Here is a 23,556-nt window from a genome sequence, read left to right as displayed (position 1 = left end):
GGAATCCCAACCGGCGGACCGGAGACGGGGATTACGACTGGACGGGCGTCCGATCGGCGACGAGGGCCAGCGCCTCGATCTCGATCAGGATCTCCGGCCGGAACAGCGCCACCACCTGCATCGCCGAGCTCGCCGGGAGCCGCGCCGGGTCGAGGTGGGCCTCCCGGGCCTCGCGGATCGCCGGGAGGTACGCGATGTCGGTGACGAAGACGGTCAGCTTCACCACGTCGGCGAAGCTCGCGCCGGCCGCCGCAAGGCAGCGGTCCAGGTTCGCGAACACCTGCCGGGCCTGCGCCCCGGGGTCGCCTTCGCCGACGACCCGGCCCTGCTCGTCGAGGGCGACCTGCCCGGAGACCTGGACCAGCCGGCCGGTGCCGGTGACCACGTGGGTGTAGTTCGCGGCCGGGGCGACGCCGGGCGGCTCGGCGATGTGAGTGAGGTGCGAGGAGTTCATGGCGATCATCCTCGCCCAGCCGGGCCGCCCGGCGCACCCCGTAGGTCCTCCTCAGTCCTCGATCTGCGGCAGCTCGCGCAGGAACGGCTGGTCGCCGTCCGGGAGTTGGTGGAGCGGCCCGGCCGCCCGCAGCACCACGTCCAGCACCGCGTCCGGGTCGCACGCGTAACCGCCGCTCGCCCAGGCCGCGTTGGCCTCCACCACCGCCCAACCGCCGGGCGTGCGGCCGACGTCCACCACCGCCGCGCTCGGCAGCGGCGCGCACTCGGCGGAGGCCGCGAGCACCTCGGCGGCGAACGCCTGCAAGCCGTCCGACTCCGGTGCGCCGATGGACAGTTCGCCGTCCCGTGCGTACCGGGACGCCGCCCGCACCGCGCCGTCCAGCACGAACAGCCGGTACTCGACGGCGAATTGGACCACCTCGCTGACCAGCACCGGCACGTCCCCGTCCAGCAGCTCCGAGCCCGGCAGGTCGCCGCCGTCGCGGTACACCCGCGCCGCGAAGTGCTTGTCCGCCGGGGCCTTCACGAACACCGGCCCGGCCAGCCGCCGCGCCGCCCCGAGTGTGGTCAACTCGACGGTGCGGCCCGTCAGTTCACGGGGCAGCGCGGCCAGCCAGTCGGCGGAGGGCTCCAACAGGCCGAGCCCCAGCGCCCGGCCGACCGCGTCGCCGAACAACGGGCCGCCGTAGAGGTGGACCCGCTGCCCCAACAGCTCCTGCGGGGCCCGCCAGGAGGATGCCGTGAACGCCCGCAGCCCGCGCCGGCCGGCGGCCGTGCGCAGCTGAAGGCCGGTCTCGTTGATCCGGGGCGCGAGCAGCAGGGTGGGGGAGAGCACGTTCATGCTGACGATCATGACAAGCCGACAGCCCGTCCGGCCAGGGGATTTCGCGCAACCCGGGCCATGCTCGGCAGGCCGGCGGACGCTCCGGGCAGTCCCAGTCGGCGCCATCGATCGGTGCGCCCGCCGCGTCGGTCAGGTGGTAACAACTGCCGTACGGCCACACCGTGACCGAATCCGGCCGACAGTCGATCCCGAACGGCTGGTGCGGGCTGTTCGTGCCCGGCCACCGCCCGTCCTCGTCCGGCGCGTGGGTGATCACCGCGAACGTCCGGCCCGGTGGGATCCAGCAGGTCTCGGCCCACGGCTCCACCGTCAACTCCAGGGGCCCCTCACCGCTGTTGCCCACCAGCAGCCGTGCCGTTCCGCGCGTGACCAGGCCCAGTCCCTCCCATGTCCGGCCGCCCCGGGCGCCGGGGCGGGTGGCAGCCACCGGCGGCCGGGCAGGGCCACCGGGTGGCTCAGAGAGTACGGCGCATCGCCAGCCGCGGCCAGCGGTCCAACCCGTGCTCCGCCTCCCGCGCCCGCACCTCGCGCAGCTGCGGACCGAGCAACTCCTCCGGCACCGGCCGGAACCCGCAACGGGCATAGTACGGCGCGTTCCACGGCACCTCGGCGAAGGTCGTCAGCGTCACCGCCGGCAGTCCCTCGGCCCGCGCCACCTGCGCCGCATGCTCCAGCAACGCCCGCCCGACACCCCGACGCGCCGCATCCGGATGCACCGACACCTGCTCCACATGCAGCGCATCGTCCACCCGCTCGGCGATCAGATACGCCACCGGCCGGTCCTCGCCGTCCACCGCCACCCAGGCCAGCCCCGCCTCGACGAACCGCCCCAACTCCCCGACCGACAGCGGCTCGTCCTCCGCGATCTCCGCCATCCCGACCTCATGGAACCACCTGCCGGCGGCCCGCTCGATCTCCTGAAGCGCCGACAGTTCCGCTACCCGCACCGTTCGTACCCGCATGCGCCCATTGTGCATGGTGCAGGGCCCCGCGGAGTCCCCACCCCGGTGTCAGCTCTCGGCGGGGAGGCGACCGGAGCGGATGGCCGTGAGGAGGGCGGCGTGGTCGGATTCGGACTGGTCGGCGTAGGTGACGGCAAAGGCGGCCAGGGCCTCGTCGAGGCCGTCGTCCTTGCCGCAGTAGCCGGCGATGAGGGCGGCGTCGGCGGTGTGGGCGTGGGCGCGGGCGAGGAGCGCGGCGGTGAGGCGGGCGTAGTCGTCGAGTTGGGCGGGGGTCAGGGCGGCCGGATCGACGCTGCCCTTGCGGTTGCGGAACTGGCGTACCTGGTACGGGAGTCCGGCGACGGTGGTCCAGCCCATCAGCGGGTCCGACACCACCTGCATGCGCTTCTGGCCGAGCACCACCCGGCGGCCCTCGTGGCCGCCCTCCGCCGGGACGGGGAAACCGGCCCGCACCAGGTGCGGCAGCAGCACCGACGGGCGGGCCTCCTTCACCTGGAGCACCAGCGGCCCGCCCCTGCGGTCGGTCAGCAGCACCACGTAGGAGCGGGTGCCGACACTGCCCGTGCCCACCACCCGGAACGCCACGTCCTGCACCTGGAAACGGTCCAGCAGCGGGTGCAGCTCCGCCGGCACCGTGTCGCGGTACGAGGACAACGCGCCCGCTGTCAAAGAAGCCTGACGGTCCGTCACCTCGGACAGGATCGGCGGCGCCGCAACGAACCGCCAACCCCCGTCCTCCGTGCGGACGGTGGAGCGGGCCGCGAACTTCGCGCCGGTGTTGCGCAACGCCTTCGCCGACACCGCCGCCAGCACCTCGCTCAGCTCGTGCGCCTCCGCGAACTCCACCAACTGGTGCTCCGCGATGGCATCCCAGGCGTTCCACGCGTCCAGCGCCGGGAACTTCGCCAGCCGCCGCACCGTCCGCCGGTACGTCGCCGCCGCGTCGAACGCCGCCTGCCGGCAGGCGGTTTCGTCCGCGCCCAGCTGGCGGCCCGCCAGGACCAGGCTCGCCACCAGGCGCTTCAGGTCCCACTCCCACGGGCCGACGACCGTCTCGTCGAAGTCGTTCAGGTCCAGCGCCAGCTGGCCCCGGGCGTCCCCGTACAGGCCGAAGTTCGCCGCGTGCGCGTCCCCGCACAGCTGCGCGGTGACCCCGCTCACCGGTGTGGTCGCCAGGTCGTGCGCCATCAGGCCGGCCGAACCGCGCAGGAACGCGAACGGTGACGCCGCCATCCGCCCGATCCGCAGCGGCACCAGGTGCGGCAGCCGGCCCGCGTTCGCCGACTCCACCGCCGCCACCACCTCCGGCCGCGCCGCCGACAGCACCAGCCCGGCATGCGACGGCAGCGGCACCCGCTCCCGCAGCAGCTTCCCGCGCCGCTTCGGACCCTCCGCGTCCGGCCGCGAGGCGAAACCACTCACCGCGAACTGCCGTGCGGAAAAGGACAGTTGACCGCTCTCCCGAACCTCCGCCGTCGCCACCCCGGACTCCCTCCGCCACCGCGCCACACCCGACAGGGACCGCCCCCACCAGCGACGACGCTACCGGGCCCGGCCCGCACCCCACCCAGTGGGTCCGCCGTACCATGCCGACATGGCACACGACATCCACAACCTCGACCCCGCCTACCTCGCCTTCTGGCGCGAGTACCAGCTGTGCACCCTCACCACGCTGCGCCCCGACGGCACCCCGCACGTGGTGCCCGTCGGCGCGACCTTCGACCCCGAAACCGGGATCGCCCGGGTGATCAGCAGCCGGGAAAGCCGAAAGGTCCGCAACGTGCTGGCCGCCGGCGAGGCCGGCCAGCGGGTCGCCATCTGCCAGGTGGACCGGGCACGTTGGGCCACCCTGGAAGGCCGCGCCGTGATCCGCCAGGACGCCGCCTCCGTCGCCGACGCCGAACGCCGCTACGCCGAGCGCTACCGCCCGCCCCGGGAGAACCCGGAGCGGGTGGTCATCGAGATCACCGTGGACCGGGCCCTCGGCCGCGCCTGAAAGCCGGCCCCGTCAGGCCCGGGCGGTGACGACGTGGAACGTGACGGTGGCCAGGAACGGGCCGGTGGCCAGGTGGTCGAGCCAGCGGTCGGCGTCGGCGGGGGAGAGGTAGCCCGCGGCGACGGCGCGGTGGGTGACCCGCTGCAGCCCGAGGACCCGGTCGGCGGCGGCCACCTCGCGGAAGACCGGCGTGAGCGGGTGGACGTCGACCACCTCCAGGCCGGCCTCCGCGGCCAGCCGCGGCAGCTGGCTGCCGATCCGGGCGTTGCGCACCGCGTGGTCGGTGACGTACCGGGTGTACGCGGCGGTCAGCGACGGCTCCGGGTGGTCGATGGTCAGGGTGCCCCAGTCCGGCTCGCCCAGCACCAGCAGACCGCCGGGACGCAGCACCCGGTGGGCCTCGCGCAGGGCGAGCGCCGGATCCGCGACGTGCTGGAGCACCCGGTCGGCGCGCGCCCGGTCGCAACTGGCGTCCGCCAGCGGCAGGTCGTGCACATCGGCGAGCCGCACCGCGACCTGGAACAGGTGCGCCGTCCGGTCGGTGGCCGCGTCGGCCGCCTCCCGGTCGTGATCCACCCCGTACACGGTGCCCTCGGCGCCGACCACCTCGGCCAGCGCCGCCAGATCGGTGCCCGGGCCGCACCCCAGGTCCACCACGGTGTGACCGCACTCGGCGGCCAGCGCCGTGAGCATCGTCGCCTTGTAGTCGAGACCGGGATCCGAGACGGCCAGTCGATCCAGGTAGGCGATCGGGTCGGGCGGCACGGTCTCGAACACACGGGAGGTCATGACCGGAAGTCAACCAAACCCGGCCCCGCCAGGGAAGCGTCTTTCACCAGGGCAAGGGGCGTACGCCGGGGAGGTCAGGGCGTTCGGCGGGGGAGCGGCGGCGCGTTCGACGCGGAAGCCGCAGCGCGTTCCGGAGCCCGTGGCAGGCCGGTCGTCAGGCGCCCGGCGCAGCCACCGTCGGCAACGGGACGGTGAGTTGGGTCTCGGAGTCGAACGTCCTCGCCGCGTCGAAGGTTCCGGTCACGTCCGGGTGGCGGCCCAGCAGTTCGTGCGCCAGCGCGAGAGCGTCCGGCTCCAGGCGACGGGTCAGGCCCAGGTGCGGCATCCAACGGCCCGGCAGATACCGCGGATCGGGATCCGGGACGTCGGCCAGCAGTCGCCACACCTCGCGGTGCAGCTCCACCAGCGCCGGGCCGGGCACCACGCCCCAGGTCAGCACCCGCCGCCGGCTGCGCGCGCCGAAGGACAGCAGGCCGGTGAACCGCACCTCCAACGGCAGTGCGCCGGCCAGGAGTTCACCCAGCCCGGCGAGCCGCTCCGGTTCGATCGCCCCGCACGCCGCCAGCGTCAGGTGCGGCCGGTGCGCCGGATGCGGGTTGTCCGCCAGCGAGTCCACCCCGCCGTCGGCCAACTGCCGCCACACCGTCCGCACCGCCCGGTCCAGCGCCGGGGCGCAGGTCAACTCGATGGTCCGCATGCCCCCACCGTAGGGCCGGGCCCGGCCGCACCCGCGACCGACCCGTGTGATGGGCTGTGCGGATGCGCACCAGCGACCCGCACCCGCCCCGGCCTCCGTTCCCTCCCGAGCGCCAAAATTCTTTGCATGTTAGTAAGTTGACGGGACATCAGCTTTGGCACCGGGTCGGCTGGTCGCTGGCCGCCGTGGCCGTCGTCGCACTCGGTCTGCTCGCCCCCGGACTGCTGCCGTCCGCCGCCGGGGCGCTGCTCGGCGGGGCGCTCTACACCGCGCTGCTGCACACACTGCTGATGGCCGCCGCACCCCGCCTGCGGCCATGGACCGCCGGCGCCGTCGCGCTCGCCGCCAGCTGGGCCGTCGAACTGTTCCAGCTCACCGGCGTCCCCGAAACGCTCGGCTCGCACAGCCGCCTGGCCCGGCTCGTCCTCGGCACCACCTTCGACCCCTCCGACCTGCTCGGCTACACCCTCGGCGCACTCGGCGCCGTCGCCGCCCACCTCGCCGCCCGTCGCCTCGCCGCCCGTCGCCTCGCCGCCGGTCGCCTCGCCGAGGGACGCGGCTGAGCGGCGGGCGCCGGGAACGGCCGAACACGGCGTGTCGGGCGGGCCATCGGGGGGACGTGCCGAAGGGCAGATGGGTACATTTGGGACATTCGGGAGCAGAAACACAGGCTTCGCGCGTCCACGCACAGAAGGCCGAACCGCCTTCGGAAAGGGTCTCCATGCACCCCGCCCTCAGCCCCGCCGTCCTCGCCGAGCTGCGCCGGCCGCGCCCGTACCCGGCGGTGTCGATCCTGATGCCCACGCACCGGCGGGAGCCGGACAACGCACAGGACCCGGTCCGGCTGCGCAATTTGGTGGCCGAGGCGAAGGAGAGGGTCCAGGCCGACCCCAAGGTCGACCGCGCCGTCCGGATCGACGTGCTGGGGCAGCTCGACCAGGCCGTCACCGAGGTCGACCTGGTGCACGCCGAGGACGGACTGGCGATCCTCGTCGCGCCCGGCGAGCACCAGGTGTGGTCACTCGGCCGTACCGCCGCCGCCCGGGTGGTCCTGTCCGACACCTTCCTGACCCGCAACCTGGTCGCCGCGCAGATCGCCGAACGCCCGCACTGGGTGCTCGCCGTCGCCGCCGACCGGGTGGTGCTGTGGGGCGGCACCGAGGAACGGGTGACCGAGGAGACCGGCTACGGCTTCCCGCTGATCCGGGAGTACGACAACCCCGACCCGGAGCGCCAGGAGCAGATCGGCGACACCCCCAGCACCTTCCGCGACGAGGAGACCAAGACCTTCCTGCGGCAGGCCGACATCGAGATCGGCAAGGTGCTCGCCGCCGACCCCCGCCCGCTGTTCGTGGTCGGCGACGCCCCCGCGCTCGCCCTGCTGGACGCCGTCGGCCCGATCACCAAGGAATCCACCGCCCAGCTCCCGCACGGCGGCCTCGCCCAGGCCGGCGCCGAGAAGGTCCGCCAGGTGATCGAGTCCGCCGTCCGCGCCCACGCCGACCAGGAGATCTCCACCGCGCTCGCCCAGCTCGACAAGGCCCGCGGCCGCAAGGCCTTCGCGGCCGGCCTGGACGAGGTCTGGCAGACCGTCAACGAGGGCCGGATCGCCCTGCTGGTGGTCGAGGAGAACCTCCGCACCACCGTCCGCGACGACGGCGACCACTTGGTCCCGGCCGAGGCGGACGAGCCCGGCGCCCGCGAGGACATCGTCGACGAGGTCATCGAACGTGCCCTGGACGCGGGCGCCGACGTCTGCTTCGTCCCCGACGGCACCCTCTCCGACGCCGGCCGGATCGCCGCCGACCTGCGCTACTGACCGCTCACCGAGGGGCCCGCGCCGCGAACACCGCGGCACGGGCCCCTCGGGCCTGTCCGCACCGAGAGCACGCGCCGGACGCCGCAGGGCCGCGGCGCGGGTTCGAGGACAGGCCTCCGGCGTGCGCTGCGGCTCAGCCCGTGGACGCGCCCAGGATCGCACCGACCGCGTACGTCACGCCCATCGCGATGCCACCGCCCACCACGTTGCGCACCACCGCCCGGCGCGGGTCCGCGCCGCCGAGGCGGGCGCTCGCCCAGCCCGTCACCACCAGGGCCGCCAGCACCGCCACCACCGTGATCCACACCCGGTGCGTGGGCGGCGGCAGCACGATCGCCAGCAGCGGCAACAGCGCACCCACCGTGAACGCCGCGAAGGACGCCCACGCGGCATGCCAGGGATTGGTCAACTCGTTCGGATCGATGCCGAGTTCGGCCTCCGCGTGGGCCGCGAGCGCATCGTGCGCGGTCAGCTGCACGGCCACCTGGTGCGCCAGCTCCGGGTCCAGGCCCTTCGCCTCGTACAGGCCCGTCAGCTCCACCAGCTCCGCCTCCGGCGTGTGGTGCAGCTCCCTCCGCTCCAGCGCCAGCGCCGCCTGCTCGGCATCCCGCTGGGTGCTCACCGACACGTACTCGCCCGCCGCCATCGACAGCGAACCCGCCAGCAGGCCCGCCAGGCCCGCCGTCAGCAACTCGCTGGAGCTGGCGTTCGCGCCCGCCACGCCCACCACCAGGCCCGCCGTCGACACCACGCCGTCGTTCGCGCCCAGCACCGCCGCCCGCAGCCAGTTCAATCGGCCGCCCAGGGCGGCATCGTGCGCCTCGTTGTGATCCACCGGGCCCTGCCCGTGAGAAGCCATCATGCTCCCCAGTCTGCCCGTTCACCGCCACGGCGTCCCGCAGCTACAACGCCGTGCGGGAGGACGCGTCGCCGCTGCCACGGGGGCGCCGCTGCCACGGGGCGCCGGGTCAGGCGGCGGCCAGGCGGCGGGTCAGCTCGCGGTACACCTGCCGGATGGTCAGGCCCAGCGTGTGCAGGGCGGGCCGGCCGGGGCCCCGGGTGTCGTTCTGCAGGACGCTCAGCAGCAGCCGCTCCGTCAGCAGACCCGCCCCGGCCGACGGCTCGGTGATCCGCTCGTACACCTCCGCCGCGCTCCGGGCGAGCGGCGGGAAGTCGCCGGGCGGCACCGGGAACCGCCACCACGCGTGGCCCTCCCAGGCCTGCGCGATCGCCGACTCCAGCGCCTCCGGCGAGACCCCCAGCCCCGCGAGCACCGTCGGCGCCGCGTCGTCCACCGCCGTCAGCGCCAGCAGCAGGTGGCCGCTGTTGGTCTCGCGGTGGCCCAGCCGTTGGGCCCGCTGCCGCGCCTCGTCCAGCAGCGCGTCCGCCTGGTCCTCCGCCGCCCGCACCTCCTCGGAGTGGGCCTCGGCCGCCTCGGTCGCCTCAGCCGCCCCGGTCGGGTCCGCCGCCGCGAGGTAGTGCTCCACCAGACGGTGACCCAGCTCGGTCAACTCCCGTGCCAGGCGCTGCGCGTGCGCGATCCGATGCAGGTCCCCGGCGCCGGCCGTCTCGGCGTCGATCCGGGCCACCCACCCCGCGAGATCCAGATCTGTCATGACCGCCAGGCTGCCCGGAGCCCGCCGCCCGGTCAAATCGTCCGAAGGGTGGTCAACAGCGGTCCACCGCAGTGCCGTTGGGCCGCGCGTCGGATCAGAGCGTGGTCGGGTCGGGATTGCCCTGCGGACTGCCGGTCCACCAGTTCCCCGGCGCCTGCGGGTCGCGGCTGCTCCAGTACTCGACGATCGCGGTGACGAACTCCTCGGCCGACAGCGCGCCGTCACCGTCCCGGTCCAGGTGGGCGAACGCGGCGTCCGCGTCGATGCGCCGCAACTGCGGGAAGTGGCCGTGCTGGAAGGCGAAGAACTCGTCGGCGTCCAACTGCCCGTCGCCGTCCGCATCCGCGATCGCCAGGAACGCCCGGGCCAGCCCGCCGAGCACCGCCTCGGCCGCCGCCGGATCGTCCGCCAGCGCCAGCGTGGACTCCAGGAACTGCGCCCGCCCGATCGCGCCTGCCCCGGCGGGCAGCTGGGGCAGATGCACCTCGCGCCAGATCGCCAGGTACGCGTCCACGATCCGCTCCTCCTGGGGCGATCCGGCCGGGTGCCCGAGCGAACGTGCCACCGACCGGCCCATCAGGACGTGGTCCTGCCCGGTCAGCAGACCGTCGCCGTCCGCGTCGAGGTGGTCGAAACCGTGGCTGATCTTGGCGATGAGCAGGTCTTCGGACACTGATGACCCTCCGCTGGCAGGGAGTTGACGGTGAGTCAGTTTAGGGGAAGAGGCCAGCGCCGGGCTTGACCTCAAGCGCGCTTGAACTTCTAGGCTCGGGTGCACCGCAGTGATCGACGAGACCGGGAGGGTCCGGCCATGGAGTACACCCACAGCGACGCCGAACTGATCAAGCAGCCCATCGGCTACTGGAGTTGGGCGGCCTACAAGGCCGTCGTCACCCGCACCCGCGGCGCGCTGGCCGAACTCGGCCTCACCCAGCCGCAGTGGTGGGTGCTCGCCCAGCTGGCCAACCCCGACGGGCCGCGCCTCCGCACCGAGGTGACCGACCTGCTGCACGGCTACCTCGACGCCGGACGGGACGCCATGGAGGCCGAGATCGAGGTGACCGTCGAGCGCGGCTGGACCACCGAGTCCGACGGCCGGCTCGCCCTGACCCCCGAGGGCCGGGCGCAGTTCAGCAAAGCCGCCGCCCTCCAGGACGAACTGTGGGCGGAGCGCCACGCGGGCATCTCCGACGAGGAGTACCTGACCACGATCAAGGCCCTGCAGCGGTTCATCCACAACACCGGCGGCCAGGCCTGGCACCACTGACCGGCCGCCCTCCGCTGAAGTGGTGCACCCTCCGGCGGTAGGCTCGGGCGGACGGGGGTGCCGGACGAGGGAGTTGTCGATGCGTCACGCCGAGGAGCCGACGACCGACGCGCGGATCAGGACGTACGGGACGGCCGCCACCGCGCTCGCCCTGCTCGGCGACCGGCAGCTGGGCCACCTGCTCGCCGCCGCAGGCGCGTGGGCGCCCAGCGGTTCCGGGATCGGCGGGCGGGCCGGCACGCTGGAGATCGACGGGGTCCGGGTGTTCGTCAAACGGGTGCCGCTCACCGACCTGGAACTGGAGGCCCGCAACGTCCGCAGCACCGCCAATCTCTTCGAGCTGCCCGGGTTCTACCAGTACGGGATCGGCTCCGCCGGCTTCGGCACCTGGCGCGAACTCGCCGCGCACACCCTCACCACCCACTGGGTGCTCGACCGCGCCCAGGAGAGCTTCCCGCTGATGTACCACTGGCGGGTTCTGCCCGACACCCCGCCCGCCGGTTTCATGGACGAGTTCGGCGGACTCGACGGGGCCGTCACCCACTGGGACGGGCACCCGGCCGTGCGCAGGCGGCTGGAGGCCCTCGCCGGCGCCACCCACAGCCTGGTGCTGTTCCTCGAACACTTCCCGCACACCCTCGCCGACTGGCTGCACCACCACCCCGACCACACCGGCACCCCGCACCACTGGGCAGCCGGTGAACTCGCCCGCGGCACGCGGTTCATGAACGAACGCGGCTTCCTGCACTTCGACGCGCACTTCAAGAACGTGCTCACCGACGGCCACCAGATCGCCTTCGCCGACTTCGGCCTCGCCCTCAGCACCCGCTTCGACCTCACCCCCGCCGAGCGCCGCTTCCTCGCCGACCACCGCGGCTACGACCGCCACTACACCGCCGGCCACCTGCTCCAGTACCACCTGGTGGACCGCTACCGCGGCGACACCGACCGCACCGAATTCCTGCGCGACTGGCTCGCCGGACACCGCCCCACCACCGTGCCCCAACCCGCCGCCGCCCTGCTCGACCGGCACGCCCCGACCGCCGTGGTGCTGGACGACTTCCACCGCCGCGTGCTGAGGGAGAGCAAACTGACGCCCTACCCGCTCGCCGAACTGGAACAGGCGGCCCGTATCTGAGGCAGCCTCAAGAAGCAATCGCCGCAGCCGACTTGTCCCAGTTGTCGTGCAGCCGGTCCAGGTACGAGCGGGCCTCCGGGCCCGGGTGCGCGCCGCGCGCGAACGCCAGCATGTTGCCCGCACCCGTGTTGTAGCCGAGCGCCATCAACTCGTTGCGGTTGTACGACGCCGACCACTTCGCGGGCAGCTGCGCCCCCAGGTCGTGCAGGTGCCAGGCGGCCGCCCGCACCGCCAGCGCCGGGTCGTCCGGCAGGTCCTCCCACGGCCGGTCGGCGAACGGGCGGCCCTTGCTGCACTCTTCATACGCGGCGCGGTGCATGTTGGCGACGCCGAACGAGGCCTCCGGCTTCATCTTCTGCCAGGCCCGCTCGACGTCCGGCCCGTGCGGCTTGTACGACTCGTTGAACAGGATCGCCATCAGCAGCTGCGGATCCACCCCTGCCTCGTCGGCGTACTTGCGCACCTCCGGGGCGAACCGCGGCGGCGCGTAGTCGGCCGAACTGCGCGGCGTGGAGGAAGGACTGGGCGCCCCCGGGGCCGAGGCGCCGGTCGAGCCGCTCGCCGAGGCCGCGGGCGGGGTGGCGGCGGATGTGGACGCGGAGTCGTCGCCGCGCTCGTACAGCCAGATGGCGAGGACCGCCAGGGCCAGTACCGCCCACGGCCATTTCGCGCCGCGCTCCGCCACCGCCGGGCCTCCTTCTGTTCGGATCCGCGGCCCGGCCGGCGGTCCGTCGCCGGCCGGCGGCCGTGTCCTGCCGACGGCCTGCCGCGTTCTGCCAGGTGTCGCCCGCGACGGGCGGCCCGCCGCGACGACCTGTGGGTGAGCTTACGTACCCGGAACGGATTTGTATGCTTCGCTCCAACCTCTACATGCGTGTAGAGGAACCGGGCGGCGTCCGGTGCGCGTCTGTCAGACCGGACCGGTAGAACGTCGCGCCGACGACGTGGCAGTGGACAAGGGGTGACGATGACGGGGCGAAGGCCAGCGGGCTCGCGCAGCGGAACGCCGCTGCGGCGGGACGAGTACGGGCAGCAGGCGGCCGCGCCGACCCCCGAACCGAACGAGCGCCCCGTGCCGGGTCAGCGCGCCGGAAGGCAGCGGGAAAGCGCTTACCGTCCGCCCCGGCGGGAACGGGAAAGCGCTTACCGCGCACCCCGGGGGGAATCGGAAAACGCTTACCGTTCGCCGCGGCGGGAATCGGAAAGCGCTTACCGCGCGCCCCGGGGGGAATCGGAAAACGCTTACCGTTCGCCGAGACGGGAACGGGAAAGCGCTTACCGCGCACCTCGGCGGGAATCGGAAAGCGCTTACCGCGCGCCTCGGCAGGAACCGGAAAGCGCTTACCGCCCGCCCCGGCAGGACCCGGAAAACGCTTACCGCCCGGACGGCGGGCAGCGGGCCCCGGAACAGCGACGGCGAGCGGAGCAGCAGCGCCCGGCCGCCGGGCGGGTGCTGGCCGCGCGGCGGTCCGACCGTCGCCGGCCGACGGCCGCGGCGTCGAACCGGATGCCCGCGGTGCTGCCGGCGCTCGGCCTGCCCGTGCTCGGGGCGCTGGCCGACGAACTGTTCGGCGCCGGACTCGGCTGGCTGTACGCGACGTGCGCGGTGCTGGGCGCGGCGATGGCCGCACTGGTCGCGACCCGGCGCGGCTGGTGGTGGATCGTCAGCGGCGCGCCGGTCGTCACGCTGACGGTGGCCTGCGCCGTCGACTACCTGGCGCGCGGCGACCAGTACCGGGGCGCCGGGCTCGCCACCCAGGGCCTGAAGCTGGTCAGCGGCCAGTTCTGGCCGATGACCGCCGCCCTGGCCGCGGCGCTGCTGGCCGCCGCCGTCCGCACCCGCCGCACCCGGAAGGCCCACCATGGCTGAGCAGCGTAGTACCCGGCGGACCGGCATCCGCGCGTCCCGCACCGCCCCGCTGGTGATCGCCGGCCGCACCGTCGCCTGCGGCGTCTCGCTGGCCGTGCTGTCCGTCAGCGGCTTCGCCTGGTACACCGTCAACAACCTGAACGCCGTCACGCGTTCGCACGCACTCGACGAGGCGAAGAAGAACGCCCCCAAGCACCTCGACAAGTCCATCAACCTCCTGCTGATCGGCCTGGACAGCCGAAAGGACATGGACGGCAACGACCTGCCCAAGGAGTTCGTCCAGGACGAACTGCACGCCGGATCCAGCGAGATCGGCGGCTACAACACCAACTCGCTGATCGTGCTGCACATCCCGCCCAGCGGAAAGGTGCAGGCGGTGTCCATCCCACGCGACGACTGGGTGCAGACGTACGGCGCGGACGGCAAGATGCACAAGGTCAAGGAGGCGTACGGGTACGCCAAGGAGGCCGCCGAGCAGAAGCTGCGCGCCAAGGGCGTCAAGGGCGCGGACCTGGAGCACCAGAGCCGGGAAGCCGGGCGTTCGGCCACCATCCAGACCGTGCAGAAGCTGCTCGACATCCCGATCGACCACTTCGCCGAGGTCAACCTGCTCGGCTTCTACGACATCGCCAAGGCGCTCCAGCCGATCACCGTCTGCCTGAACAAGCCCGTCAACGACCCGATCGTTTCCCGGGTCACCGACAGCAAGGGCAACGTGGTCCGGCCCGGCGGCGGCACCGGCCTGCAACTGCCCGCCGGAGAGAGCCAGTTGGACGCCGCCCAGGCGCTGTCCTTCGTCCGCCAGCGGCACAACCTCACCAACGGCGACCTCGACCGCACCCATCGCCAGCAGGCCTTCATCGCCTCCGTCGAGTACAAGCTCAAGCAGCAGGGCGTGATGGACGACCTGGGCAAGATGCAGGCGCTGCTCGACGTGGTCAAGAAGGACGTGGTGATAGACGACGACTGGCAGATCCTCGACTTCGCCCAGCAGGCGCCCAACCTCACCGGCGGAAACGTCGAGTTCAACACCCTGCCGATCGACAAGTTCGCCAACATCGGCGGCCAGGAGGTCAACCAGGTCGACCCGGCCAAGCTGCGGCGCATCGTCAAGCAGCTGTTCGGCCAGGCCACCGACCCCGCGCCCGCCGCCGGCAGCGGCGCACCCCCCGCCGGCAGCGGCGCACCCCCCGCCGGCAGCGGCGCGCCCAGCGCCGCGCCGCCCGCCGACGCCGCCAACACCACCGTGGACGTCGTCAACGGCTCGCCGGTCGGCGGCGCGGCGGGGGACGAGTCCAAGGCGCTGGTCGCGCTCGGCTACCGGGCCGGGAAGGTCACCACCGCCGACACCAAACCCAAGACCACCACCGTCAAGTACGGCGCCGGGGCCAAGGACGCCGCCGAACAGATCGCCGCCCGCTACGGCGCCACCGCCACCGCCGGGACGGGCATCGCCGCCGGCCACGTCCAACTCACCCTCGGCACCGACTACACCGCCCCCGGCACAAGCGGAGCACCCGCCGCCGACCCCGGCGCGACGCTCCAGATGCAGGGCCCGCCGGTCAAGGCCGGGGGAGTGCCCTGCGTGGACTGACAGCCCCGGCAACCCGACCGGAACGAGGAACGGCCCCCGCCAAGCGGCGGGGGCCGTCGCGTCGGTCAACGACAGGTGCTACCAGGGAGTGGCGGCCTTCACCAACAGGAGCAGGGCCACCGCCGCGTTCAGCGCGAAGACCGCCGAGGCGGCCGTTCCCGCCGCCGCGACCATCGCCGCCAGACCGGCCGGACTGGCCGGCGGCGGCCAGGACAGGCCGAGCGCCGGGCTGAGCAGCGCCGTCACCCGGCGGGGAACCGGACCCGGGGCAGCAAAGGCCGCGAACGACGGGGACGGCCCGGCGGAACGGGTGACCAGCGCCGCCCGGGCCACCGCGCGGGCGGTCAGCCGCCGGTCACCCACCGAACCCGCGGCCTCCTCGTCCGCCCACCGCTCCGTCGCATAGCTGATCGCCTTCTGCAACGGCCGCAGGAACGGATTCACACAACTCGCCAACTGCGCCGCCAACAGGAAACGGTGGTGACGGTTCGCCAGATGCGAGCGCTCGTGCGCCAACAGCGCCCGCTGCTCGTCCGCGTCCAGCGAATCCATCATCGCCGTCGAGACCACCACCCGGCCCGGCACCCCCGGCACCGCGTAGGCGTACGGCTCCGCGTCCGGCAGCACCACCAGATCCGAATCCAGCGGCATCGGCGCCAGCGCCCGCTGGGCACGCGCCCGGATCCGCAGATGGCGGCGCAGCGAACGCGAGCACGCCGTCAACACCGTCACCAGACCGATCACCGCGGCCGTACCCACCTCCTCGTGGAACGGCACCGCCGTACGGATCTCCGGGTCCGACCAGCTGTCGGGCAGTGGGTTGCCCGGAATCTGCGCGGTGCCCACCACGAACAACAGCCCCAGCGCCAGCGTGCTGCACACCGCCATCGACACGCCGATCCAGCTCAGCAGCCGCACCGCGTTGCGCGGGTGCAGATGGTGCTCGGCCAGCCGCGCGATCGGCCACGACGTCAACGGCAGCACCAGCGGAAGGAAGACGAAGAAGCCCATCGATCACCGCCCGCTGCCCGGGCCCGCGCCGTCCTGCGGCGGGTCCGTCACGTTCAGCAGCGAGCGCAGCAACTGCTCGTCCTGCGGCGTCAACGCCGTCACGAAACTCGCCAGCACCGCGTCCCGGTCCGGCTCGGTGTCCAGCAGCCGGCGCATCCGCCGGGCCGTCAGCCCCGCCGCGTCCGCCGCCGCCGACCACACGTACGCCCGACCCGCCCGGCTGCGCACCACCGCCTGCTTCGCCAGCAGCCGCGACAGGATCGTCATCACCGTGGTGTACGCCAACTCGCCGCCCAGCTGCTCCTGCACCCAGGACGCCGTCACCGGCCCCGGCGCGCCGTGCAGCACCGTCAGCACCTCGGTCGCCAGCTCGCCCTGCCCGCGACGCCGACGGCCGCCCTCCTCGCCGTCACCGGACTCGCCGCTCTCCGGATCGAGGCCCGCCAACTCCATCGGAGCTCCCTCCGCCGCGGCCGCCCCGCGCTCGACTAGGACTGTTCACCCCACATCCTAGGCGCCGCCCGGTTCCGCCCGGGGTTGGGAAAGGATTGGGAAAGCGTTTACCGGCCACCGGTTAGGGTGTGCGCCACCCGCGGTGATCGTTTCCCGCCGCGCCCCCACCCTCCACCCCGTTCCACCTGGAGAGATCCCGTGTCGCACCGCCGCGCCCGCACCACACCCCGCCGCCCCCGGGGCCGCCGCGCCGTCCTGCTCTCCGCCGCCACCGTGCTGGTGATCGGCAGCGGGGTCGCCGCCCTCGCCGCCACCACCAAGGACCACCCCGCCCCGCACGCCGCCGAACCCGCCGCGAGCGCCCCCACCGGCACCGACGCCACGCCCGCGCCCGGTGACAGCGCCTCCGCCTCCCCATCGGCATCCGCGTCCGGACCGGCGTCCCCCTCGGCCTCCGCCTCCGCGGCGCCCTCCGGATCCGCCCCGGCCTCCGCTTCCGCGAGCACCCCCGCGCCCGCCGGCAACGCCGCACCCGCCGCCAAGCCCGGCACCACACCCTCGACCTTCACCGGCCTCGCCTTCGACACCTGCACCGCACCCCCACTCGCCACCAGCTCACCGCCGGCTGGGTCAGCTCCGTCAGCGCCACCGGCTGGAAACTCGTTCCGCTGTACGTCGGCGCGCAGCCCCCGTGCCAGACCGGCAGCAGCCCCGAGAAGATCACCGCCGACACCGCCACCACGCTCGGCACCAGCGACGGCAACGACGCCGTCGCCAAGGCCGCGGCCCTCGGCATGCGCGTCGGCAGCACCCTCTACCTCGACGTCGAGGCCTACAACACCGCCGACACCGGCTGCGCCGACGCCGTCCTCGCCTACACCCGGTCCTGGAACCGCGCCGTGCACAACTCCGGCTACTGGGCCGGGTTCTACGGCTTCGCCTCGTCCAGCGCCGCCGGCATCGCGCAGGCCGCCGGCACGAACGCCCCCGACCTGCCGGACGCCCTCTGGTACGCCCGCTACGACGGCGCCGCCGACACCACCGGCAGCTTCCCGTTCGCCGCCGGCCTCTACGCCGGCCACCGCCGCGCCCACCAGTACCAGGTCAACCAGAAGGAGAGCTACGGCGGCGCCGCCCTCACCGTGGACCGCAACGCCTGGGACGCCCCCGTCGCCGTCGTCGGCTGAACCCTGAGAAGCCCACGGGGAAGGCGAGTTGACGGTGCGTCGGGCCCCGTGGACCACCGTCCCCGTATGCACAGTGACCCCATGGACCCCCGCCTGCCCGCGATGGACAGCACCGCCGACGACGCCGCCGAAGCCCTGGTCGAGCAGTACGAGAGCGTGAGCTTCGCGGAGGTCCACCGCGAGGTGCTCCATCCGTTCCCGGCCGGGCCCGACACCGTGCTCGACGGGAGCCGGCAGCGGACGGGACGCCGCCGCCCTCGCCGCCGCCGGCCACCGCGTCACCGCGTCACCGCCGCCGGCCACCGCGTCACCGCGTCACCGCCGTCGAACCCACCGCCCCGATCCGCGCACTCGGGCGGGCCCGGCACGTCCAGCACCCCATCGACCGGCTCGACGACGCCCTCCCGCACCTGCCCCGCCGCACCGCCCGCGCCGACCGCTACGACCTGATCCTGCTCACCGCCGTTCGGATGCACCTGGACGCGGAGCAGCGCGCCACCGCCATGGCCACCCTGGCCCGCCTGCTCGCCGGCGACGGCCGGATGGTCCCCTCGCTGCGCCACGGCCCCGCCCCGCCCGGCCGCCGGATGTTCCCGCTCGACGCGCCCGAGACCCTCGCCCGCGCCAACAAGCCGGTGCCGCTGCACCTCGCCCACCGCGAGGACCCGCACGCCAGGGCGGGCGTCAGCCGGACGTACCTCGCGCTGCACGCCGACAGGTCGTCAAGTCCGCACGCCGGGGCGCGGGGCCTGGACGGAGACGAGGTGAGCAGGTCGTAAGGTGGAGACGCCCGGCGCCCGGCGGGTCGGCCGCGCGGCGTCGGCACCCATCAACGGCACGGCCCCGACGGCCGAGCACCGAGGGAAGGACGACCTGCGCCATGGCAGCTGACATCCGGGTGGAGCCCCTGGGGGACCGCGAGTACCTGGTCCGGGTCGAGGAGGGGGCGGCCGAGGCCGCCACCCGGATCCGGGTCACCGACACCGTGCTCGACCGGACCGGACTCCCCGAGGCCGACGAGGGCCAGGTGGTGCACGAGACCGTGGCGTTCCTGATCGAGCGCCAGCCCGTCATCGACATTCCCCCGATGATCGACCTGGACGACCTCGCCGACGCCTACGGCGACAGCTACCTGAAGGAGCTGGAGCGCCGCCTCGGCGGCCGCTGACCAGCGACAGGACGGTCGGCGGCCGTTAGCGGAGGCCCGTTTTCGACGGATATCCGACGAAGCGTCGGAAAATGGTTCGACAGGGGGCGGCCGGGCTGGCAGGCTGCGGGCCATGAGCCACCGAATCGAGTCCCACGTCACCTGGTGAGCGCCCCCGGCCGCCGCCCGCCGACCGCCCTGTACGACCACGCCCGCCTGACACTCAGCGCCGCCGCCCCACCCCGGGGCGGCCACGCCCCGCCCGGCCCCGTGGCCGACCACGACCGGTCGCGGCTCGCCATGGACGAGGTCGTCCTTGCCGTCCGCACCGCCCTCACCCCGTTGCCGGACGACGCCACCACCGTTCACCACCGCCTCGCCGGGCTCCGGCCGGCGACTCGTCACCTGCGCGCCATCGTGACGGCCGTCGACCAGCTGGCTCTCGACGACGCGATGGCCGCCCGCGAGCTGGGGCGGCAACTTGTGCGCACCGCCACCAGCGTGCCCGCCGCCGCCGTCGGCATCGCCCTGCTCGGCCGCCTCGGCGAGCCGGCGGACGTGCCGGACGTGCTCGCGCTCGGCACTCTCCGCCCGCTCGCAGCCCCGGCCGTCCACGCCCTCGACCGGCTCGACCGCCCCACCGCCGCAGTCCTCTCGCTCGCCCTCCGCGCCCACCCGGAAGACCTCCGGCCCCTGGTCGACGCCCTCTGGACGGGCGACCGCGGCGCCGTCCGCCCCGCCCTCTGCGCCCTGCCCACCACCCTCCCGCTCTCCGCGAGCACCGCCCGCGAGATCACCGAGGCCTCCCGCCTGCCCGAACTGCTCGACCGCCACCCCGCCGACACCGAACTGCTCGCCGTCGCCGCGCACCTGCTGGTCCGCCTCGCCCACTCGCACGACGACCCCACCGAACTGCTCACTCACCCCGACGCACGGCGGCTCTACGAAACCGTCATCGCCCGCGCCGCCCAACTGCCGCCCACCCTCGACACCGCCGCCACCCTGCTCTCGCTCGCCCTCGACCTGTCCAGCGGCACCGCCGTCCTGCTCGACTGGCCACCCGGCCGACGCGGCGAACTGCTCGCCGCCCTCGACGCGTTGACCGCCGCGACCCGTCACGTCGCCTACCGCCGCGAGCGCGAGCGGCTACGGCGGCGGCGCGCCGGGTGGATCCGCCGTACCGGCCGCGGCCCGTTCGAGCACCCCGCCACCCCCGAGCCGATCCGGATCGAGGTGGTGGCCACCGACCCGGTCGAACGGCTCCGCCTGGAGACCCGGGTGCTCATCGACGGCCGCCCGATCGTCCCCACCCTGTTCCGCGACGGCCCCGCGCTCACCCCGGAACTGCTGCTCGACGAGGGCCGGCTGCACGCCCGGGCGGAGCCGCACGAGGTCCAACTCGCCGAAGCCACCTGCGCCGGAGGCTGCTGCGGCGAGCTCTTCGTCACCGTGCGACGGGACGGCGAGCACGTGGTCTGGGAGAACTGGCGCCGCACCCTGAACGGCCGCGCGCCCTTCGACCCGCCGGCCCGCCGCTTCGACGCCGCGGCCTACGACGCCGCGATCGCCCGGGCGGAGGCCGACCCGCGCTGGAGGTGGCACGCCCGCGAGCTGGCCCGGCTGATCAAGGCCGCCCTGATCGAACAACCCGACCTGCTGCGCCGCTGGGGCGCCGAACGCGGCTGGATCGGCACCAGCCCCGACGCGCCCGACACCGTCGAGCTCACCTTCTGGTCCCTCCCCGGCCAGGGCACCGGAAACCCCGGTCCGCCCGACCACCCCCGCCAGTTCTGCTGGACCCTCCAGGACGACGGCACCCCGCCCGAGTCCCAGGCCGCCACCGCCCTGCGGCGGCTGGCCGCGCAGGACCCGAAGCGCTACGCCAGGGTGATTGCCGGGAGCACAGAATCTCGCCGCTCGTGACCTGTCGATCCCGCGTGACCTGGGCGTTTCTTGGCCGCATTTCCTCGCCAGGACGAGTCCGGGCTCGGACGGCTTGCCCGTGCCGGCCGCGTACTCCACGCTGAGCCCGAGCACGAGGACCACCGGCGAGCCCGGAAAAGCGCACCGACGAATTTCCGCGCCGCGCCGGTGCAGGCGCCGGGTGACGCCCACGGACGGAAGGCTGGGCCATGCGGAAACTGATCTACGGCATGAACCTGACGCTGGACGGCTACATCGCCGCCGCCGGCGACGACATCGGCTGGAGCGGACCGCCGAGCCCCGAGCTGTTCCAGTGGTGGCTCGACCACGAGCGGGCCAGTGGCCTGTCGCTGTACGGGCGCAAGCTGTGGCAGACGATGAGCTCCTACTGGCCGACCGGCGATCAGCAGCCGGACGCCACCCCGGCGGAGATCGAGTTCGCGCGGAACTGGCGGGACACGCCGAAGGTGGTGTTCTCCTCGACGATCGACCAGGTCGACTGGAACACCCGCCTGGTCACCGGCGACGCGATCGCCGAGATCACCCGGCTCAAGGCCGAGGACGGCGACCCGATGAACATCGGCGGCGCGACGCTGGCCGGGGCGGCCATGCGGGCCGGACTGATCGACGAGTACGTGATCGCCGCCCACCCGGTCCTGGTGGGCGGCGGCACGCCGTTCTTCACCGCGCTGGACAGCTGGGTGAACCTGAACCTGCTGGAGACCCGGACGTTTCCCGGCGGCGTGGTCCTGACCAGGTACCAGACGAGGCGCTGAGCGGCTTCGCGCTGCCCCGGATCCGTGCTGGACGCGCCTGCCGCAACCGAGCTGACTGTCCGTCAAGCAGTCGGCCGACCGTTGTCGCGCCGGGGTGTCCGGCTCCGCCGGGATTGCGGGATTTGCGCAGGTAAGGGCAGGTCCCGCAGGCTCTACACATGAGCACACCCGTGTACCGGGGCCCCGCCCTGCTGCTGGCCGACGGACTGGAGATTCCGGTCCAGGCCGACCTGACCGGAAACGTCCCCGAACTCGGCCTGCCCGGCTGGACCGGCATGCTGGAGAGTGCGGACACCCGGTTCAGCGCGGGCAGCGTCCGGTCCGGGCGGCTGCGACTGCCCGGCGGGTGGGAAGGCGGCTTCGCGGTGATGCGCCGGCTGCTCGGCGTCTCCACGGTGTGGGTCCGCGGCAACGACGTCGAGGCGTCCCCGGCGGACTGGCCGACTTCCTGACAGCGCGTCGGCGGTCGGCGGTCGGAGGGCGGTCGGGGCGCGCGGGGCGGTCGGGGGCGCGCAGCCGATGCGGCCCGCGCGCGGCGTGCGCGGTGGGTGCGCGGCCGGTGAACCGCAATTCCGAGTGGTCCGGCGGCGAATCGCTGTCGCTCACCGGGGTCGGCACGCTACGGTCTGTGCCCTGGAGGTGGCCGATGACTGAGCAGCAGACCTGCCCGGGCTGCGCCGGGGCTCGCGGCACGGAGAAGACCGAACACACCGTGGAGACCGACGGACAGGGATGGCAGCAGCCCGTACGGCGCACCTTCTGGTCGCCGTGCACCGTGTGCGCGGGCTCGGGGGTGGTGCACCAATGACGCTGGTCTTCGTCTGCCAGAGCTGCGGCTGCCACTACCTGGTGCCACCCGCCCTGCACTACCCGGACGGCGGCCGGGCCAGCGCGGTCTGGTGCTCGGTCTGCCAGCTCGCCGCGGCCCGCCGCGGCGCCACCGAACCCACCGAACTCGCCGCCGTCGCCGTCCTGCTGGCCGTCCGCGCCCTCAAAGCCGCCCTCGCCGCCCGCCCCACCCGCGACCAGCCCCGCCCCGACCGCCGCCCCACCCGCCCCACCCCCACCTCCCGGGGCCGCACCCGCCCCACCACCACCCGCACCCGCCTGGCCTGAGCCCCGCCCCGCAGCCGATCCTGCGCCAGCGCCGGACCAGGAAAGCCAAGGGGGCCCAGCCGGCGGCAGTGCGGGACGGCGGGAGGCCGAACTCGCCGCAAAGGTCGGCCAGTCTCGGGCCGCGTTCGCCGCGCACTTCACCGCCGCCGTCGGTGAACCCCCGCTCGGCTGCCTCACCGGCCGGCGGACGACCCTCGCCGCCGACCAGCTGCGCGACACCGGCCGCACCAGTCGCCGCCGTCGCCCGCACCGGCGTCGCCCGCGAGGTCGGCTACGAGGACGCGTTCGCCGTCAGCACCGCCGTCAAACGCGCCCGCGGCGCGAGCCTCGCGCACCGGCGCCCCGCCCGGCGCACCGCCTGACAGCCGGTCACGCACCCGCCCGGCGCACCGCCTGACAGCCGGTCACGCACCCGGCCGGCGCACGGTGCGCGGGCCCAGGGGAGTGGCGCCGAGGACGGTGACGCGCTCGCGCAGACCCCGGTCGGCGGTGACCACCAGGCAGCGGCGGGACGACTCCTCGGCGACCAGCTCGACGATCCGGTCGTCACCGCTGCCGGGAGCGGACTCCACCCGGACGCCGGGCACCGACTCCACCCCGCGGGCGGCACCCTCCACCACCAGGACGACCGTCAACGGGCCCGGCAGCTCCGGGAGTCCGGCATCGGCCACCGCCACCAGCGCGTCACGCAGCCGCTGCGCCGCGCCGCGCCGATCGCGCCACCATCCGTCCGGGACCGAGCCGACCACGTTCGCGCCGTCCACGATCAGCAGGGGCGGCAGCGGCGGCGGCCCGGCCGGGTTCTCGAGGTCGTCGATGTCGTTCTTCACGAGCGTCAAGACTGCCACGCCGAGAGCTGATGGAGGAGTGGTAGGGCACCCGAAAAGGCCGGGTG

Annotated in this window: 30 protein-coding genes; 17 read left to right on the top strand and 13 right to left on the bottom strand. The window is 74.0% G+C overall.

All coding sequences use genetic code 11. The annotated features are described in order from the left end of the window. Window positions 1-31: 31 nt before the first annotated feature. The 4 genes from ACZ6R9_RS31595 to ACZ6R9_RS31580 all read right to left on the bottom strand — a co-directional run bounded on the left by ACZ6R9_RS31595 (window position 32) and on the right by ACZ6R9_RS31580 (window position 3,744). Window positions 32-454, bottom strand: a complete 423-nt coding sequence (locus ACZ6R9_RS31595; RefSeq protein WP_465542027.1) for a RidA family protein — start codon at window positions 452-454, stop codon at window positions 32-34. A gap of 51 nt (window positions 455-505) precedes the next feature. Beyond that, a complete protein-coding gene (locus ACZ6R9_RS31590; RefSeq protein ID WP_465542025.1) occupies window positions 506-1,297 on the bottom strand; it encodes an ATP-grasp domain-containing protein in 792 nt (263 codons plus the stop codon). Window positions 1,298-1,755: 458 nt separating this feature from the next. After that, a complete protein-coding gene (locus tag ACZ6R9_RS31585) occupies window positions 1,756-2,262 on the bottom strand; it encodes a GNAT family N-acetyltransferase (RefSeq protein WP_380487607.1) in 507 nt (168 codons plus the stop codon). 48 nt (window positions 2,263-2,310) lie between these two features. Further along, window positions 2,311-3,744 (bottom strand): DUF2252 domain-containing protein, encoded by a 1,434-nt coding sequence (locus ACZ6R9_RS31580; protein WP_465542022.1) that lies wholly within the window; start codon window positions 3,742-3,744, stop codon window positions 2,311-2,313. A 112-nt stretch (window positions 3,745-3,856) separates the two neighbouring features. Here ACZ6R9_RS31580 and ACZ6R9_RS31575 point away from each other — a divergent pair, with 112 nt between their 5' ends. Next, window positions 3,857-4,258 carry a pyridoxamine 5'-phosphate oxidase family protein gene (locus ACZ6R9_RS31575; RefSeq protein ID WP_380487612.1) on the top strand — a complete coding sequence of 134 codons (402 nt, stop codon included), beginning with the start codon at window positions 3,857-3,859 and terminating at the stop codon, window positions 4,256-4,258. 12 nt (window positions 4,259-4,270) lie between these two features. On the opposite strand, the gene ACZ6R9_RS31570 is transcribed toward ACZ6R9_RS31575, so the two are convergent. Both ACZ6R9_RS31570 and ACZ6R9_RS31565 read right to left on the bottom strand, forming a co-directional pair. Beyond that, window positions 4,271-5,047, bottom strand: coding sequence for a methyltransferase domain-containing protein (locus ACZ6R9_RS31570; protein ID WP_380487615.1), 777 nt, complete (start codon window positions 5,045-5,047; stop codon window positions 4,271-4,273). Between the two features lie 154 nt (window positions 5,048-5,201). Next, window positions 5,202-5,744 carry a 2'-5' RNA ligase family protein gene (locus ACZ6R9_RS31565; protein WP_380487618.1) on the bottom strand — a complete coding sequence of 181 codons (543 nt, stop codon included), beginning with the start codon at window positions 5,742-5,744 and terminating at the stop codon, window positions 5,202-5,204. 137 nt (window positions 5,745-5,881) lie between these two features. On the opposite strand from ACZ6R9_RS31565, the gene ACZ6R9_RS31560 reads away from it, so the two are divergent. Together ACZ6R9_RS31560 and ACZ6R9_RS31555 are read left to right on the top strand one after the other, a co-directional pair. Continuing rightward, a complete protein-coding gene (locus ACZ6R9_RS31560; RefSeq protein ID WP_465542019.1) occupies window positions 5,882-6,307 on the top strand; it encodes a ribosomal maturation YjgA family protein in 426 nt (141 codons plus the stop codon). Window positions 6,308-6,465: 158 nt separating this feature from the next. Then, a complete protein-coding gene (locus ACZ6R9_RS31555) occupies window positions 6,466-7,563 on the top strand; it encodes a baeRF3 domain-containing protein (protein WP_380487623.1) in 1,098 nt (365 codons plus the stop codon). Between the two features lie 133 nt (window positions 7,564-7,696). On the opposite strand, the gene ACZ6R9_RS31550 is transcribed toward ACZ6R9_RS31555, so the two are convergent. The 3 genes from ACZ6R9_RS31550 to ACZ6R9_RS31540 form a co-directional block, all read right to left on the bottom strand. After that, the gene (locus tag ACZ6R9_RS31550) at window positions 7,697-8,425 is read right to left on the bottom strand and encodes a VIT1/CCC1 transporter family protein (RefSeq protein ID WP_465542017.1); all 729 of its coding nucleotides are present in this window, start codon (window positions 8,423-8,425) and stop codon (window positions 7,697-7,699) included. Window positions 8,426-8,531: 106 nt separating this feature from the next. Continuing rightward, window positions 8,532-9,179 carry a Clp protease N-terminal domain-containing protein gene (locus ACZ6R9_RS31545; RefSeq protein WP_465542016.1) on the bottom strand — a complete coding sequence of 216 codons (648 nt, stop codon included), beginning with the start codon at window positions 9,177-9,179 and terminating at the stop codon, window positions 8,532-8,534. A 94-nt stretch (window positions 9,180-9,273) separates the two neighbouring features. Beyond that, the gene (locus tag ACZ6R9_RS31540) at window positions 9,274-9,852 is read right to left on the bottom strand and encodes an EF-hand domain-containing protein (protein ID WP_380487631.1); all 579 of its coding nucleotides are present in this window, start codon (window positions 9,850-9,852) and stop codon (window positions 9,274-9,276) included. Window positions 9,853-9,990: 138 nt separating this feature from the next. Here ACZ6R9_RS31540 and ACZ6R9_RS31535 point away from each other — a divergent pair, with 138 nt between their 5' ends. Next, window positions 9,991-10,446: a MarR family winged helix-turn-helix transcriptional regulator gene (locus tag ACZ6R9_RS31535; RefSeq protein WP_465542014.1), complete on the top strand. Its 456-nt coding sequence runs from the start codon at window positions 9,991-9,993 to the stop codon at window positions 10,444-10,446. Between the two features lie 79 nt (window positions 10,447-10,525). After that, the gene (locus ACZ6R9_RS31530) at window positions 10,526-11,584 is read left to right on the top strand and encodes a protein kinase family protein (protein ID WP_465542012.1); all 1,059 of its coding nucleotides are present in this window, start codon (window positions 10,526-10,528) and stop codon (window positions 11,582-11,584) included. 7 nt (window positions 11,585-11,591) lie between these two features. Here the strand turns inward: ACZ6R9_RS31530 and ACZ6R9_RS31525 are convergent, their stop codons facing one another. Beyond that, a complete protein-coding gene (locus tag ACZ6R9_RS31525; RefSeq protein WP_380487636.1) occupies window positions 11,592-12,269 on the bottom strand; it encodes a transglycosylase SLT domain-containing protein in 678 nt (225 codons plus the stop codon). Between the two features lie 822 nt (window positions 12,270-13,091). Between ACZ6R9_RS31525 and ACZ6R9_RS31520 the strand changes: the two genes are divergently transcribed. Both ACZ6R9_RS31520 and ACZ6R9_RS31515 read left to right on the top strand, forming a co-directional pair. Beyond that, window positions 13,092-13,454, top strand: coding sequence for a DUF6542 domain-containing protein (locus ACZ6R9_RS31520; protein WP_465542010.1), 363 nt, complete (start codon window positions 13,092-13,094; stop codon window positions 13,452-13,454). Then, window positions 13,447-15,048: an LCP family protein gene (locus ACZ6R9_RS31515; protein ID WP_465542008.1), complete on the top strand. Its 1,602-nt coding sequence runs from the start codon at window positions 13,447-13,449 to the stop codon at window positions 15,046-15,048. The genes ACZ6R9_RS31520 and ACZ6R9_RS31515 overlap by 8 nt, the downstream gene beginning before the upstream one ends. A gap of 78 nt (window positions 15,049-15,126) precedes the next feature. Here ACZ6R9_RS31515 and ACZ6R9_RS31510 read toward each other — a convergent pair whose 3' ends face one another. Beyond that, the gene (locus tag ACZ6R9_RS31510; protein ID WP_380487641.1) at window positions 15,127-16,059 is read right to left on the bottom strand and encodes a M56 family metallopeptidase; all 933 of its coding nucleotides are present in this window, start codon (window positions 16,057-16,059) and stop codon (window positions 15,127-15,129) included. Window positions 16,060-16,062: 3 nt separating this feature from the next. Beyond that, window positions 16,063-16,512 (bottom strand): BlaI/MecI/CopY family transcriptional regulator, encoded by a 450-nt coding sequence (locus tag ACZ6R9_RS31505; RefSeq protein ID WP_465542006.1) that lies wholly within the window; start codon window positions 16,510-16,512, stop codon window positions 16,063-16,065. A gap of 416 nt (window positions 16,513-16,928) precedes the next feature. Between ACZ6R9_RS31505 and ACZ6R9_RS31500 the strand changes: the two genes are divergently transcribed. The 10 genes from ACZ6R9_RS31500 to ACZ6R9_RS31455 all read left to right on the top strand — a co-directional run bounded on the left by ACZ6R9_RS31500 (window position 16,929) and on the right by ACZ6R9_RS31455 (window position 23,023). Continuing rightward, window positions 16,929-17,699, top strand: a complete 771-nt coding sequence (locus tag ACZ6R9_RS31500) for a DUF1906 domain-containing protein (protein WP_465542124.1) — start codon at window positions 16,929-16,931, stop codon at window positions 17,697-17,699. A gap of 81 nt (window positions 17,700-17,780) precedes the next feature. After that, window positions 17,781-18,149, top strand: a complete 369-nt coding sequence (locus ACZ6R9_RS31495) for a hypothetical protein (RefSeq protein ID WP_465542004.1) — start codon at window positions 17,781-17,783, stop codon at window positions 18,147-18,149. Window positions 18,150-18,169: 20 nt separating this feature from the next. Further along, window positions 18,170-18,478 carry a hypothetical protein gene (locus tag ACZ6R9_RS31490; RefSeq protein ID WP_465542002.1) on the top strand — a complete coding sequence of 103 codons (309 nt, stop codon included), beginning with the start codon at window positions 18,170-18,172 and terminating at the stop codon, window positions 18,476-18,478. A 101-nt stretch (window positions 18,479-18,579) separates the two neighbouring features. After that, complete coding sequence (locus tag ACZ6R9_RS31485) at window positions 18,580-18,867, top strand: hypothetical protein (protein ID WP_465542000.1); 288 nt, start codon at window positions 18,580-18,582, stop codon at window positions 18,865-18,867. Window positions 18,868-19,011: 144 nt separating this feature from the next. Then, entirely contained in the window at window positions 19,012-20,769 is a 1,758-nt protein-coding gene (locus ACZ6R9_RS31480) for a hypothetical protein (protein WP_465541998.1), read from the top strand. A gap of 209 nt (window positions 20,770-20,978) precedes the next feature. Next, window positions 20,979-21,545, top strand: a complete 567-nt coding sequence (locus ACZ6R9_RS31475; RefSeq protein WP_380487653.1) for a dihydrofolate reductase family protein — start codon at window positions 20,979-20,981, stop codon at window positions 21,543-21,545. A gap of 158 nt (window positions 21,546-21,703) precedes the next feature. Beyond that, window positions 21,704-21,997, top strand: coding sequence for a hypothetical protein (locus ACZ6R9_RS31470; protein ID WP_380487655.1), 294 nt, complete (start codon window positions 21,704-21,706; stop codon window positions 21,995-21,997). 194 nt (window positions 21,998-22,191) lie between these two features. Further along, the gene (locus tag ACZ6R9_RS31465; protein WP_380487656.1) at window positions 22,192-22,353 is read left to right on the top strand and encodes a hypothetical protein; all 162 of its coding nucleotides are present in this window, start codon (window positions 22,192-22,194) and stop codon (window positions 22,351-22,353) included. Further along, entirely contained in the window at window positions 22,350-22,661 is a 312-nt protein-coding gene (locus ACZ6R9_RS31460; RefSeq protein ID WP_380487658.1) for a hypothetical protein, read from the top strand. The genes ACZ6R9_RS31465 and ACZ6R9_RS31460 overlap by 4 nt, the downstream gene beginning before the upstream one ends. Window positions 22,662-22,813: 152 nt before the next feature. Continuing rightward, window positions 22,814-23,023, top strand: coding sequence for a hypothetical protein (locus ACZ6R9_RS31455; protein WP_465541995.1), 210 nt, complete (start codon window positions 22,814-22,816; stop codon window positions 23,021-23,023). A 42-nt stretch (window positions 23,024-23,065) separates the two neighbouring features. Here ACZ6R9_RS31455 and ACZ6R9_RS31450 read toward each other — a convergent pair whose 3' ends face one another. Further along, the gene (locus ACZ6R9_RS31450) at window positions 23,066-23,479 is read right to left on the bottom strand and encodes an NTP pyrophosphohydrolase (protein ID WP_465542122.1); all 414 of its coding nucleotides are present in this window, start codon (window positions 23,477-23,479) and stop codon (window positions 23,066-23,068) included. Between the last annotated feature and the right edge of the window lie 77 nt (window positions 23,480-23,556).

Source organism: Kitasatospora sp. NPDC048662, from assembly GCF_055587065.1.
This window is presented reverse-complemented; position numbering and strand designations above follow the sequence as displayed.